This window comes from Streptomyces katrae (assembly GCF_002028425.1).
In the GTDB taxonomy this organism is placed as follows: Bacteria; Actinomycetota; Actinomycetes; order Streptomycetales; family Streptomycetaceae; genus Streptomyces; species Streptomyces katrae_A.
In genome coordinates this window covers 3888863-3901311 of record NZ_CP020042.1, presented here as the reverse complement: position 1 = coordinate 3901311, position 12449 = coordinate 3888863, and the positions used below count along the sequence as shown (strand labels likewise).

The 12449-nt window shown below is 71.7% G+C and carries 13 protein-coding genes and 2 tRNA genes; 11 read left to right on the top strand and 4 right to left on the bottom strand.

From position 1 onward, the window contains the following. The first annotated feature begins 6 nt into the window (after nucleotides 1-6). The 5 genes from gyrA (at nucleotide 7) to B4U46_RS17710 (ending at nucleotide 5136) form a co-directional block, all read left to right on the top strand. Nucleotides 7-2628 (top strand): DNA gyrase subunit A, encoded by a 2622-nt coding sequence (gene gyrA, locus B4U46_RS17730; RefSeq protein ID WP_079428596.1) that lies wholly within the window; start codon nucleotides 7-9, stop codon nucleotides 2626-2628. A gap of 3 nt (nucleotides 2629-2631) precedes the next feature. Continuing rightward, nucleotides 2632-3306 (top strand): DUF3566 domain-containing protein, encoded by a 675-nt coding sequence (locus B4U46_RS17725; RefSeq protein ID WP_079428594.1) that lies wholly within the window; start codon nucleotides 2632-2634, stop codon nucleotides 3304-3306. A 95-nt stretch (nucleotides 3307-3401) separates the two neighbouring features. Further along, nucleotides 3402-3475 (top strand) — tRNA-Ile (locus tag B4U46_RS17720). A 144-nt stretch (nucleotides 3476-3619) separates the two neighbouring features. Then, nucleotides 3620-3754, top strand: a complete 135-nt coding sequence (locus B4U46_RS17715) for a DLW-39 family protein (protein WP_208809277.1) — start codon at nucleotides 3620-3622, stop codon at nucleotides 3752-3754. Nucleotides 3755-3771: 17 nt separating this feature from the next. After that, nucleotides 3772-5136, top strand: coding sequence for a hypothetical protein (locus B4U46_RS17710; RefSeq protein WP_237292963.1), 1365 nt, complete (start codon nucleotides 3772-3774; stop codon nucleotides 5134-5136). A gap of 219 nt (nucleotides 5137-5355) precedes the next feature. On the opposite strand, the gene B4U46_RS17705 is transcribed toward B4U46_RS17710, so the two are convergent. Both B4U46_RS17705 and B4U46_RS17700 read right to left on the bottom strand, forming a co-directional pair. Further along, on the bottom strand, nucleotides 5356-6471 hold the full coding sequence (locus tag B4U46_RS17705) for a serine/threonine-protein kinase (RefSeq protein WP_100863324.1): 1116 nt from the start codon (nucleotides 6469-6471) through the stop codon (nucleotides 5356-5358). Between the two features lie 46 nt (nucleotides 6472-6517). Next, nucleotides 6518-7066, bottom strand: coding sequence for a helix-turn-helix domain-containing protein (locus B4U46_RS17700; RefSeq protein WP_042817888.1), 549 nt, complete (start codon nucleotides 7064-7066; stop codon nucleotides 6518-6520). Between the two features lie 162 nt (nucleotides 7067-7228). On the opposite strand from B4U46_RS17700, the gene B4U46_RS17695 reads away from it, so the two are divergent. Together B4U46_RS17695 and B4U46_RS36620 are read left to right on the top strand one after the other, a co-directional pair. Next, nucleotides 7229-7301 (top strand) — tRNA-Ala (locus B4U46_RS17695). Nucleotides 7302-7457: 156 nt separating this feature from the next. After that, on the top strand, nucleotides 7458-7949 hold the full coding sequence (locus B4U46_RS36620; protein ID WP_237292960.1) for a LysM peptidoglycan-binding domain-containing protein: 492 nt from the start codon (nucleotides 7458-7460) through the stop codon (nucleotides 7947-7949). Between the two features lie 88 nt (nucleotides 7950-8037). On the opposite strand, the gene B4U46_RS17685 is transcribed toward B4U46_RS36620, so the two are convergent. Next, nucleotides 8038-8712: a DUF5324 family protein gene (locus B4U46_RS17685; protein WP_159036758.1), complete on the bottom strand. Its 675-nt coding sequence runs from the start codon at nucleotides 8710-8712 to the stop codon at nucleotides 8038-8040. A gap of 192 nt (nucleotides 8713-8904) precedes the next feature. Between B4U46_RS17685 and B4U46_RS17680 the strand changes: the two genes are divergently transcribed. Then, nucleotides 8905-9444: a peptidylprolyl isomerase gene (locus B4U46_RS17680; RefSeq protein ID WP_079428586.1), complete on the top strand. Its 540-nt coding sequence runs from the start codon at nucleotides 8905-8907 to the stop codon at nucleotides 9442-9444. A 103-nt stretch (nucleotides 9445-9547) separates the two neighbouring features. Further along, nucleotides 9548-10423, top strand: coding sequence for a rhomboid family intramembrane serine protease (locus tag B4U46_RS17675; RefSeq protein WP_079428584.1), 876 nt, complete (start codon nucleotides 9548-9550; stop codon nucleotides 10421-10423). A gap of 117 nt (nucleotides 10424-10540) precedes the next feature. Here B4U46_RS17675 and crgA read toward each other — a convergent pair whose 3' ends face one another. Further along, the gene (gene crgA / locus B4U46_RS17670; protein WP_079428582.1) at nucleotides 10541-10798 is read right to left on the bottom strand and encodes a cell division protein CrgA; all 258 of its coding nucleotides are present in this window, start codon (nucleotides 10796-10798) and stop codon (nucleotides 10541-10543) included. A gap of 92 nt (nucleotides 10799-10890) precedes the next feature. Between crgA and B4U46_RS17665 the strand changes: the two genes are divergently transcribed. Continuing rightward, nucleotides 10891-11667: a DUF881 domain-containing protein gene (locus B4U46_RS17665; RefSeq protein ID WP_079428580.1), complete on the top strand. Its 777-nt coding sequence runs from the start codon at nucleotides 10891-10893 to the stop codon at nucleotides 11665-11667. Further along, nucleotides 11636-12379 carry a class E sortase gene (locus B4U46_RS17660; RefSeq protein WP_079428578.1) on the top strand — a complete coding sequence of 248 codons (744 nt, stop codon included), beginning with the start codon at nucleotides 11636-11638 and terminating at the stop codon, nucleotides 12377-12379. The genes B4U46_RS17665 and B4U46_RS17660 overlap by 32 nt, the downstream gene beginning before the upstream one ends. Nucleotides 12380-12449: the final 70 nt, after the last annotated feature.

The window sequence follows — 12449 nt, the reverse complement described above, 5'->3', positions numbered from 1 at the left end:
CCGGCAATGGCCGACGAAACCACCCAACCCGCAAAGAACGCTGAGAACACTGCGGAGGAGCAGCCCGTGCTGCGCATCGAGCCCGTCGGGCTCGAGACGGAGATGCAGCGCTCCTACCTCGACTACGCGATGTCCGTCATCGTCTCCCGCGCGCTGCCCGACGTACGGGACGGCCTCAAGCCCGTCCACCGTCGCGTGCTGTACGCGATGTACGACGGCGGCTACCGGCCCGAGAAGGGCTTCTACAAGTGCGCCCGCGTCGTCGGCGACGTCATGGGCACCTACCACCCGCACGGTGACAGCTCCATCTACGACGCCCTGGTCCGCCTGGCCCAGCCGTGGTCGATGCGCATGCCGCTGGTGGACTCGAACGGCAACTTCGGCTCCCCGGGCAACGACCCGGCGGCGGCGATGCGCTACACCGAGTGCAAGCTGATGCCGCAGGCCATGGAGATGCTCCGGGACATCGACGAGGAGACCGTCGACTTCACGGACAACTACGACGGCCGCAACCAGGAGCCGACGGTCCTGCCGGCGCGCTTCCCGAACCTGCTGGTCAACGGCAGCGCCGGTATCGCGGTCGGCATGGCCACCAACATCCCGCCGCACAACCTGCGCGAGGTCGCGGCGGGCGCGCAGTGGGCGCTGGAGCACCCGGAGGCCTCGCACGAGGAGCTCCTGGACGCGCTGCTGGAGCGGATCAAGGGCCCTGACTTCCCGTCGGGCGCCCTCGTGGTCGGCCGCAAGGGCATCGAGGAGGCGTACCGGACCGGCCGCGGCTCCATCACGATGCGCGCGGTGGTCGAGGTCGAGGAGATCCAGAACCGCCAGTGCCTGGTGGTCACGGAGCTCCCGTACCAGACCAACCCCGACAACCTGGCGCAGAAGATCGCCGACCTGGTGAAGGACGGCAAGATCGGCGGCATCGCCGACGTCCGCGACGAGACCTCGTCCCGGACCGGCCAGCGCCTGGTGATCGTGCTCAAGCGCGACGCCGTCGCCAAGGTCGTGCTGAACAACCTCTACAAGCACACCGACCTGCAGACGAACTTCGGCGCGAACATGCTGGCGCTGGTGGACGGGGTGCCGCGCACCCTGTCGATCGACGCGTTCATCCGCCACTGGGTGCAGCACCAGATCGAGGTCATCGTCCGGCGTACGCGCTTCCGCCTGCGCAAGGCGGAGGAGCGGGCCCACATCCTGCGCGGCCTGCTCAAGGCGCTGGACGCCATCGACGAGGTCATCGCCCTCATCCGGCGCAGCAACACCGTCGAGATCGCGCGCGAAGGCCTGATGGGCCTCCTGGAGATCGACGAGATCCAGGCCAACGCCATCCTGGAGATGCAGCTGCGCCGCCTCGCGGCCCTGGAGCGCCAGAAGATCGTCGCCGAGCACGACGAACTCCAGGCGAAGATCGACGAGTACAACGCGATCCTGGCCTCGCCGGAGAAGCAGCGCTCGATCGTCAGCGAGGAACTGGCCGCGCTCGTCGAGAAGTACGGCGACGACCGCCGCTCCAAGCTGGTGCCCTTCGACGGTGACATGTCCATCGAGGACCTGATCGCCGAAGAGGACATCGTCGTCACCATCACGCACGGCGGCTACGTCAAGCGCACCAAGACCGAGGACTACCGCTCGCAGAAGCGCGGCGGCAAGGGCGTGCGCGGCACGAAGCTGAAGCAGGACGACCTGGTCGACCACTTCTTCGTCTCCACCACGCACCACTGGCTGCTGTTCTTCACGAACAAGGGCCGCGTCTACCGGTCCAAGGCGTACGAGCTCCCGGACGCCGGACGCGACGCGCGCGGGCAGCACGTGGCGAACCTGCTGGCCTTCCAGCCGGACGAGAAGATCGCCCAGATCCTCGCGATCCGCGACTACGAGGCCGCGCCCTACCTGATCCTGGCCACCAAGGCCGGCCTGGTGAAGAAGACGGCGCTCAAGGACTACGACTCCCCGCGTTCGGGCGGCGTCATCGCCATCAACCTCCGGGAGACCGAGGACGGCGGCGACGACGAGCTGATCGGCGCAGAGCTGGTGTCCGCCGAGGACGACCTGCTGCTCATCAGCAAGAAGGCGCAGTCCATCCGCTTCACGGCGACGGACGACGCGCTGCGCCCGATGGGCCGCGCCACCTCCGGCGTGAAGGGCATGAGCTTCCGCGAGGGTGACGAACTGCTCTCGATGAGCGTTGTCCGGCCGGGTACGTTCGTGTTCACCGCGACCGACGGCGGCTACGCCAAGCGGACCGCGGTGGACGAGTACCGCGTCCAGGGCCGTGGCGGTCTGGGCATCAAGGCCGCCAAGATCGTGGAGGACCGCGGCTCGCTCGTCGGCGCGCTGGTGGTGGACGAATCGGATGAGATCCTCGCCATCACGCTCGGCGGCGGTGTGATCCGTACGCGCGTCAACGAAGTCAGGGAGACGGGCCGTGACACCATGGGCGTCCAGCTGATCAACCTGGGCAAGCGGGATGCCGTGGTGGGCATCGCCCGCAACGCCGAGGCCGGTCAGGAAGCTGACGAGGTCGACGAGATCGAGACAGGGATCGAGGCCGCGGCAGCCGAGGGAACGGCCGCCGAGGCCGCCGGGGGCGAAACGTCCCCGGATCGGGAGCACGAGGAGTAAGTCGTGAGTGGAGCCACGGGCGCCGGACCGGCCAAGACTGGAGCGAACGGTGCCCGTGGCCCCGCCGCGGACTCCGAAAGCGGGGACACCCCCGCCGAGGGCAGGGGGGGAACCGTGACGGACACCCGAGGACCGCAGTCGGAGCCGCAGGCCAAGCCGCAGTCCGCGTCCAAGCAGAAGCAGAAGCCCGCCGCGGACAAGGACAAGGACGCGGCCGGGCAGCCCTACCACCCCCCGCAGGCGTACGCGGCCCCCAAGAAGCCGGGTGTGCAGCGGGGGCCCGTGCCGGGGACCCGTACGACCCCGCGGACGCGCAAGGCGCGGCTGCGGGTGGCCAAGGCCGACCCGTGGTCGGTGATGAAGGTCAGCTTCCTGCTGTCGATCGCGCTCGGCGTCTGCACCGTCGTGGCGGCCGCGGTGCTGTGGATGGTCATGGACGCCATGGGCATCTTCTCGACCGTCGGCGGCACGATCAGCGAGGCCACCGGCTCGAACGAGGGCAACGGGTTCGACCTCCAGTCGTTCCTGTCGCTGCCGCGCGTGCTGATCTTCACCTCGGTCATCGCGGTGATCGACGTCGTGCTGATGACCGCCCTGGCGACGCTGGGCGCGTTCATCTACAACCTGTCCGCGGGCTTCGTGGGCGGCGTGGAGCTCACGCTGGCCGAGGACGAATGACCCGCTGACTGACCTGCGGGAAAGCCCCGTCGGAACGGATTTGGGTTCCACTGCGTCTGTGCGCTAATCTTCAGGAGTCAGCGCGCAGGCGCGGAGGGGCTATAGCTCAGTTGGTTAGAGCGCATCCCTGATAAGGATGAGGTCACAGGTTCAAATCCTGTTAGCCCCACAGAGTCGAAGACCCCCAGCCCCCAGGGCTGGGGGTCTTCGCCGTTGGACCGTCCGGGGGCTCCCAGATAACCGATCGGTATCGGTCGGTGTGTATTGTTGGCGCCCAGAAGTCCCCAACGTCAACGAAAGACGAGGTCGCGCGGTGAAGAAGCTGCTCCTGGTCGCACTGGCCGCCATCGGCGGGCTCCTCGTGTACCGCCAGATCCAGGCGGACCGCGCCGAGCAGGACCTGTGGACGGAGGCAACCGACTCCGTGCCTTCCGGTTCCGGCGTGTGAGCCCCACGTTTGATCTCATGAAGCCCCGGCTGCCGCTGCAGTCGGGGCTTCGTGCTGTCCGGGCCGCGTTCCTCCTCGGGGCCCTGGGGACGGCGCTCTGGCCCGCCGGGAGCGCCCTGGCGGCCCCCGGGGCGGCCCCTGGGGCCACCCCGCAGCCGCAGCCGCTGCCGGAGTACCGCGCGGCCGAGGGGGCGCGGCGCATCGAGGGGAAGCCCTCGACGGCGGACGCGCCGCTGCTGGAGACCGGTGCGGTGTACGAGGACGCCCTCGCGCCGGGCGAGCGGGTGTACCGGCTCAGCCTGGACGCGGCCTCCAGCGTGTACGTCTCCGCGGTGCTGCACCCGCCCGCCGGGACGGCGGCCGGGTACGGGGACGGCCTGGAGGTGGAGGTCATGACCACCGGGGGCCGCTCCTGCCCGGGCAACCCCGGCCGGGCGACGTTCGGTTACGACGCGGTCCCGCTCGGGGCGGTGGGGCAGCGGCTGCTCGCGGAGGACGCGGAGTGCCAGGCCGCGGGGACGTACTACGCGAAGGTGACCCGCAGCGCCGCCGGGAAGGACTCCCCGCGGGCCGCGTGGCCCGTGGAGCTCCAGGTGCGGCGGGAGCCGGCCCCGGCCGCCGGCACCGCCCCGACGGCCGCGCCGAGCGTGTGGCCCTCGGCCTCCCCGGTGCTGCCGGGCACCGACCCCGTACCGCGCGGCGGGGGCACCGGTTTCAACGACGCGCGGGCGCTGGGCGCGGGGGTGTGGCGGGACGAACTGCGGCCCGGCCAGACGCGGTTCTACCGGGTGCCGCTGGACTGGGGGCAGCAGCTCGGGGTCGGCGCCGAGATCGCGAAGGCCCGGATGACGAAGGAGTACGGCTCGGCGTCGGACGGGCTCACCGTCGCGCTGTACAGCCCGTACCGGGGGCCGGTGGACTCCAAGGACACCTCGTACGACGGGAAGCAGGCGGCGGTCACACTGCCGAGGACCGCGCCGGTGGCGTACGGGAACCGGTTCGCCGACGCGGCGGCCGTACGGGCCGTACGGGTGGCCGGGTGGTACTACGTCGCGGTCACGCTGGGCGGGAAGGTGGGGGAGTTCACGCAGGACGCGGCGGCGGTGCCGTTGACGCTGCGGGTGGAGGTGTCGGGCGGTGGTGGCCGCGGTGCGGGCGGGGCGCCGGCGTACCGGGAGAGCCTGGCGGACGCCGGGTTCGGGGTCGGGGAGGCCGAGCGGGACGCGGCGCGGGAGGGGCTGACGGCTCCGGAGGCGGCGGCCGCGCGGGAGGACCACCGCTTCGCGATGCGGGTCGTCGCGGGGGCGGGGTTCGGGGCGGGGGCGGTGCTGTTGCTGGCGCTGGGGGGCTGGGCGCTGCTGGCGCGGCGGTCGGGCCGCTGACCCGTGGGCTCCGCCGGGTTGGGGGCTTCGGGTGCGGGGCGTCTGGGGTGAGCGCGCAGTTCCCCGCGCCCCTGGGGGGGTGCGGTTGGTGGTTGGGTGCGGGGGGTTTGGGGCTGGTCGCGCAGTTCCCCGCGCCCCTGGGGGTGGTGCGGTTGGTGGTTGGGTGCCGGGCGTCTGTGGCTGGCCGCGCAGGTCCCCGCGCCCCTGGGGTGGTGGGGGTTAGAGGTGGGTCAGGGCCCAGGTGCCGGCTGCGAAGCAGAGGAGGGCGGTCGTGAGGATGGCCGCCGTTGTCCTCGGGGTGGGCGGGGGGATGCGGCGCCGGGGGGCCGGGGGTGCCAGGTGGAAGCCGGTCGTGTCCGGCGGGGGTGCCTGCGGCGGGTCGTCGCGGACGGAGGCGGCCGGCACGGCCCGTGGGTCGTGCGGCGGCCCGAAGCCCGGCTGCGGAGGCGGCGGCGGAACGGGGCCCTCGTGGGTGAAGCCCGGAGGGAGGGGGGCCAGTTGGTCGAAGATCTCCACCGGTTCCTCGTCCGCCGGCGGGGCGGGGAGCAACCGGGCTGCCTCGGCAAGGGCCTTGCGCGCCCCTGTGGCGGTCCGGAACCGGTTTCCGGGGTTCGGGTGCAGGAGGTTCGCGATGACGTCCCACAGGGGCGCCGGGACGCCTTCCGGGGCCCAGGGGACGCCGTGGGCGGGAAAGCGTTCGAGCAGGGCACGGGAATCGGGCTTCCGGCCCGTCAGCAGGTACAGGGCGACCAGCCCCACGGCGAAGAGGTCGGCGGGGAAGTCCGGCTCGGCGCCGCGTAGTTGTTCCGGGGCGAAGTAGCCCGGGGTGCCGACCGCGAGCCCCGTCTCGGTCAGCCTCGGCTCGCCCTTGCGCAAGGAGATCCCGAAGTCGGAGAGCCGCAGGTGCGGCCGCCCCTTCCCGGTGGCCTCCAGCAGGACGTTGGCGGGTTTGACGTCGCGGTGGACGACGCCCTCCGCGTGCACCGCCGCCAGCCCCGACAGGAGCTGGTCGAGCAGGACGCACGCGAAGCGGGGCGGCAACGGCCCGTAGTCCGCGACCAGATGGGCCAGGGAGCCGCCGCCGACCAGGTCCATCGTGAACAGGACCTTGTCGTCGTCGGCCGCCCAGCCGACGGGGGCCAGGACGTGCGGGTGGTCGATGCGCAGGGCCTGCTCGCGCACGAACCTCAGGAGCATGGGGGCGTCGGTCCGCAGGAGCACCTTCGCCGCGACGTAGCGGCCCCGGCGCCGGTCCCAGGCCCGCCAGACGGCGCCCGCGCCGCCCTGCCCGACCGGGTCCACCAGCTCGTACCGGCCGGCGAAGAGCTCACCCATCGCTGTGCCCGTCCCCCCGTTCCGTCCCCCGTCGCCCCCCGGTGCGTCAGTTCTGGTGGGCCTCGTAGTGGGCCACCGCCTCCGCCGTGCGCCCGGCGCCGTACACCCTGAGGAACTCGGCCAGTTCGGGGTGGCTGGGGGCGAGGGCGTTCGCCGCGTCGATGATGTCGCCGGCCGCCGAGACCGACCGCAGCAGCGACTGGATCTCGCGGACGACCCGCTTGACGGTGGGGGCGCCGGAACTCGTCGTGGTCTGGCCGCTGTTGCTGAGGACGGACCCTCCCTGGGTGTTCTTGATCTCGTCCATCCGGTCCGTGGCCTCGCCCGCGCTGACGCTGCCGTCCGCAACCTGTCCGGCGAGGTCCTGGAGGGCCTGCACCCGCTGGACGACGGCGGGGTTCCCGATCTTGGCGCGCTGCCCGCTCATCAGCTGGGACAGCATCGGCGCCGACAGTCCGAGGACAGCAGCGAGGCGAGCCTGGTTCAGGCCGAGGTCATCTATGAGCCGCCGGAACAGGGCGCCGAGGGGCTCCCCGTACCAACTGCGCTGAAGCTCCCGGGCTCTGGCGGTGGCCTCTTGCTGCACTGCGTCCACTCTTACTACTCCCCTTCGCTGGTGCGAACCTCGCGAGCATCTTACGGAGCGTGGTCGCGGGGCGGGAGTCCCCATCATTTTGCGGGATGAGGGGGTGCACCGGGTACTCTGTCCTGCGGAACGGACACTCCCTCCCGGGGGAGGGCCCGCGTCCGGACGCACGGGGCCTTAGCTCAGTTGGTAGAGCGCTGCTTTTGCAAGGCAGATGTCAGGAGTTCGAATCTCCTAGGCTCCACTTCATAAAGACCCCCTGACCTGCGAAAACGCTGGTCAGGGGGTCTTTTGCGTCCCCCGGATGGCCCCGTCGCAGGGCCGTGGCGCGTCCCGTGGACGACAGTGGAGGGAGGTACGCACCCAGGGGGCACCCACACCACGCCGGAGGCGCACGCAGATGGGACTCTTCGATTTCCTGAAGCACGACAAGAAGAAGCAGCAGGAGCAGACCGAGCAGCAGGCTGCCGCCGCGGGCGCCGTCCCGCCGACGCACTCCGACATGGGCTCGAAGTACACCGACGCGGCGGCGGCCACCAAGGCGGCCGCCGAGCGGATGGCCGCCCCGGCCCCGCCCAGGGCGGCCGCGGCGCCGAAGCCGGCGGCCATGCCGCCGAAGGCCGGAACCGGGCAGACCCGGCCGCACCCCGGTCCGGCCGAGCCCAGTGACCTGTCGGCCGCGCACAAGGCCGTACCGGTGCCGCCGAAGCCGGCGCCGGCCGCCAAGAAGCGCACGTACACCGTCAAGCCGGGGGACTCGCTCTCCGCGATCGCCCGCCGCGAGCTCGGCAACGAGGCCCGCTGGCGCGAGCTGTACGCCTTGAACCGCGGCGTGATCGGGGCCAACCCCGACCTCATCCACCCGGGGCAGGTGCTGACGCTGCCCAGCTGAGCGGGCGGCGGCGGCCGGTAGCGACGGGAGGGGCCCGGATCCTGGTGGATCCGGGCCCCTTCTCCGGTTCGCGTGCGGGCGGCCGCGCTCAGTGCGTGCCGTTCTCCTTCTCCTTCGCCGCCAGTTCGTCGTCGAAGCTCGCCGGTGCGGTGTCCTGCGCCGACAGCTCGGTGGCGGCCGGGGGCTCCACCAGCCAGTCCGGGTTCGACTGCTGGTCCCACCACTTCCAGGCCGCGAACGCCCCGCCGGCCAGTACGCCGACGAGCGCGACCCCCTTGAGCAGCCGCGCGCACTTCGCACGCCGTTCGCCGCGCCGCACCAGCCGCTGTACGTCCTTCGCGGAGACCTGCCCGCGCAGCGCGGCCAGCGCGGCCATCGAGCGGCTCGAGGCCTCCTCCGCGACCGGGTGGGCGGCGGCGAGGGCGCTCTCCAGGCGCGGCGCCGTGTAGTCGACCGCGTGCCGGCACGCCTGCCGCGTCTGGTGGACGGCCTTCGTGGCGGCCCGGTCCACGTTCGGGGGCAGGTGCGTGCGGGCCGCCGCCATCCGGGGATGCAGATGGGTGTCATAGGCGGCGCGGGCCTGTTGGGACGCCTGGACGGCGGCGGACGAGACCTTCGGGGCCAGCCGTGCGTTCGCCTCCTGGGCGTAGTGGACGGCCGCGTCCCTGGCGGTCCCCGCGTAGGGTGCCACCACTTCCGCCGCGTGCCTCATGGCGTCCCTGGCGTTCTCGGCGGCCAGGCTCACGCTGTCCTTGCGGGTCACGGGATCCTCCTCCTCGGTGGCGGACACAGTTCACCTTTCCACCCTTTGTCGGATCATGCCTGCCGGCGCGGCGCGCGGCATGCGTGACGGGGCATCCGTGGCGAGAGGGCATCCGGGTGGCGGAATTTCAGCCGGGCACTCCCCTCCGTGGGAGGATCGGGACCGACAGTGATGACTATGGAAGGCAGACCCGTGGCCGAGAAGCTCTACGCCACCCTGAAGACGAACCACGGCGACATCGAGATCGAGCTGCTGGAGAACTTCGCGCCGAAGACCGTGCGGAACTTCGTGGAGCTCGCCACGGGCGCCCGCGAGTGGACCCGTCCCACGGACGGCCAGAAGACCACGTCCCCGCTCTACGACGGCACCGTCTTCCACCGCGTCATCAGCGGCTTCATGATCCAGGGCGGCGACCCGCTCGGCAACGGCACCGGAGGCCCCGGCTACCAGTTCGCCGACGAGTTCCACCCGGACCTCGCCTTCACCAAGCCGTACCTGCTCGCCATGGCCAACGCCGGCCCGGGCACCAACGGCTCGCAGTTCTTCATCACCGTCGCGCCCACCGCCTGGCTGACCCGCAAGCACACCATCTTCGGCGAGGTCACCGACAAGGCCAGCCAGAAGGTCGTGGACGCCATCGCGTCCGGCCCGACCAACCCGCGCACCGAGCGCCCGCTGGACGACGTGATCATCCAGTCGGTGTCCGTGGAGCGGCGCGAGGTCACGCGCTGACGGGAACCGACGCGGCCGTCCGTCCGTACTGCTTGTGTACGGACTGGACGTGTACGGACCGGCAGGGACCCGCTCCCTGCCCCGCCGCTGACCGAGGGGACCGATGGACACCGAGCGTCTGCCGGGCTGCTACCGCCACCCGGACCGCGACACGGGGATCAGCTGTGCCCGCTGCGACCGGCCCATCTGCCCGGAGTGCATGATCAGCGCCTCGGTCGGCTACCAGTGCCCCGAGTGCGTCCGCGGAGGGTCCGGCACGGGGCACGCCCCGGCGGCCAACGCGCCGCGGACGGTCGCGGGCGGGCTGGTCGCCGCCGATCCCCAGCTCGTCACCAAGATCCTGATCGGGATCAACGCGGCGGTGTTCCTCGCCGCGTACGCCGTCCCCGGCCTGGCCGTCCAGCTGGAGCTGCTGGGGCGGTACGTGGAGTACTACGGGGCGCCCGTGGAGGGCGTCTCCACCGGGCAGTACCACCGGCTGCTGACCTCGGTGTTCCTGCATGTCGAGTGGTGGCACATCTTCGGCAACATGGTCGCCCTGTGGGTGATCGGCGGCCCGCTCGAGGCGGCCCTGGGCCGGGCCCGGTACCTGGTCCTCTACCTGCTGTCCGGGCTGGGCGGCAGTGCCCTGGTCTACCTGCTGACGGCTCCGAACACCCCGACGCTCGGGGCGTCCGGCGCCATCTGCGGGCTGCTCGGCGCCACCGTGGTCCTCGCCCGCCGGCTGCGCTACGAGATGCGCCCGGTGCTGATCACCCTCGGGCTGATGCTGCTGGTGACCTTCGTGCCCCTGGGGGGTGGCTGGTCGGTGTCCTGGCAGGCGCACATCGGAGGCCTGGTGACGGGCGCGCTGGTCGCGCTGGGGCTGCTCGCCCCCGCCACGGGCAGGAGGCGCACCGTGGTCCAGGGGGCGGTCTGCGTGGCGGTCCTGCTGCTCACGGTAGCTGTGATCATCATGCGGACGGCCGCACTCACCTGATCACACCGGCGTCAACTCTCCACAGAGTTATCCACAGATCTTCTGTCTTTTCCTCAGGTGTGGATGACGCTGTGGATAACTCATGGGGAGAGGTTGCGCCGCTCGCCTATCCGTGTACTACTTCCACTGCGTGGAGACGCCGAAGCCGGCGGCGATGAATCCGAAACCGACCACGATGTTCCAGTTGCCCAGCGCCTCGATTGGCAGCTGGGTGTCGGTCACGTAGAAGACGACGATCCACGCGAGCCCGATCAGGAAGAAGGCCAGCATGACCGGGGCGACCCAGCCGCGGCTCCCCAGCCTGATCTGCTGCGCCTGCTGTTTCGCCGGCGGCGGCGTGTAGTCGTCCTTCTTGCGGATACGTGACTTCGGCACGAGGGGCTCTCCTGTCGATGCGCTGGGGGACCTTGCCTGCCCCGGGCGTCCGTTAGCGTAGTGGACCTGTGGCGTTGAAGGAGAAGGGTACGTTGACCAATTCCGACGACTCCTCCGCGGGTCCCCGCCGCCGGGCCAGGCCGGTGCGGCTGCTCACGGCCGCCGTGTTCGCCCTGGCGGGCCTCATCTTCGTCACCAGCTTCAACACGTCCAAGGGTACGAACATCCGCACGGACGCCTCCCTCCTCAAGCTCTCCGACCTGATCCACGAGCGCAGCGCCAACAACGCCGAGCTGGAGAAGAGCGCCGCCGCCGTGCGCGCCCAGGTCGACGCCCTCGCCGACCGCGACAACGGCAGCACCAAGGCCGAGGACGCCAAGCTCGCCGCCCTGCGCAAGGCCTCCGGCACCGAGGAGCTGACCGGCAAGGGCCTCAGCGTCACCCTCAACGACGCCCCGCCGAACGCCACCGCCCGCGTCCCGGGCGTCCCCGAGCCCCAGCCCAACGACCTCGTGATCCACCAGCAGGACCTCCAGGCAGTGGTGAACGCGCTGTGGCTCGGCGGCGCCGAGGGCGTCGAGGTCATGGGCCAGCGGCTGATCGCCACCAGCGCCGTCCGCTGCGTCGGCAACACCCTGATCCTCCAGGGCCGGGTCTACTCGCCCCCGTACAAGGTGTCGGCGGTCGGCGACCCGGGCGCGTTGCGCAAGGCCCTGAACAACTCCCCCGCCATCCAGAACTACCAGCTGTACGTCAACGCGTACGGGCTCGGCTGGAAAGTGGACGAGGACAAGCGGCTGACACTTCCCGGCTACTCCGGCACAGTGGACCTCCACTATGCGAAGCCGCTGGAGACCGCCTCGCCCTGACGCCGTACTGCGCCTGCTGGTACGGACGTTCAGCGAACTGTGCCTGACGGCAGGGACGCTGATCGTGCTCTTCACCGTGTACGTCCTGCTGTGGACCGGGATCACGGCGGACCGGGCCATGGACGGGGAACGGGCCCGGCTGCGCGACCGCTGGGCGGCGGCCCCCGCCCCCGCGCCCCCGCCGGTCCCCTCCGCCTCCCCGGTCCCCTCCGCCTCCCCGGCCCCCGCCGCACCCCCGCCGCCGCCCTACCCCGCCGGGCAGGCCTTCGCCGAGATGTACGTGCCCCGCTTCGGCGCGGACTGGAGCAAGCCGATCCTGGAGGGCACGGACACCGGCCTGCTCAAGAAGGGCCTCGGCCACTACACCGGCACCGCCCGCCCCGGAGCGGAGGGGAACTTCGCCGTCGCCGGCCACCGGCGCACCTACGGCGACCCCTTCAAGGACCTGGACGAGCTGCGCCCCGGCGACACCGTGGTCGTCCGCGACGCGGTGAACCGCTACACCTACACCGTCCGGGCCGAGCCGCTGCGCGTCCTGCCCACCGAGACGGCGGTGGTCGGCCCCGTCCCCGGCCGCTCCCCCTTCGCCGTCCCCGGCAAGTACCTCACCCTCACCACCTGCGACCCCGAGTGGGGCCACAGCCACCGCCTGATCGTCTGGGCGGAGCTCACCGCCGCGGCGCCCGCCGATCCCGGGGGATTGCCCGGGTGACCCCCGCCCCGGGGCCCCCGGCCCGTAGTCTGGTGCGGTACCGCCCCCGCGGTGCGTGAGGGAATCGTGG

Bases quoted from the DNA above. Each gene is read 5' to 3' on its own strand.
- gyrA (WP_079428596.1), top strand. From the start codon at position 7: ATGGCCGACGAAACCACCCAACCCGCAAAGAACGCTGAGAACACTGCG.
- B4U46_RS17710 (WP_237292963.1), top strand. From the start codon at position 3,772: ATGAAGCCCCGGCTGCCGCTGCAGTCGGGGCTTCGTGCTGTCCGGGCC.
- B4U46_RS17705 (WP_100863324.1), bottom strand. From the start codon at position 6,471: ATGGGTGAGCTCTTCGCCGGCCGGTACGAGCTGGTGGACCCGGTCGGG.
- B4U46_RS36620 (WP_237292960.1), top strand. From the start codon at position 7,458: ATGGGACTCTTCGATTTCCTGAAGCACGACAAGAAGAAGCAGCAGGAG.
- B4U46_RS17675 (WP_079428584.1), top strand. From the start codon at position 9,548: ATGGACACCGAGCGTCTGCCGGGCTGCTACCGCCACCCGGACCGCGAC.
- B4U46_RS17660 (WP_079428578.1), top strand. From the start codon at position 11,636: ATGCGAAGCCGCTGGAGACCGCCTCGCCCTGACGCCGTACTGCGCCTG.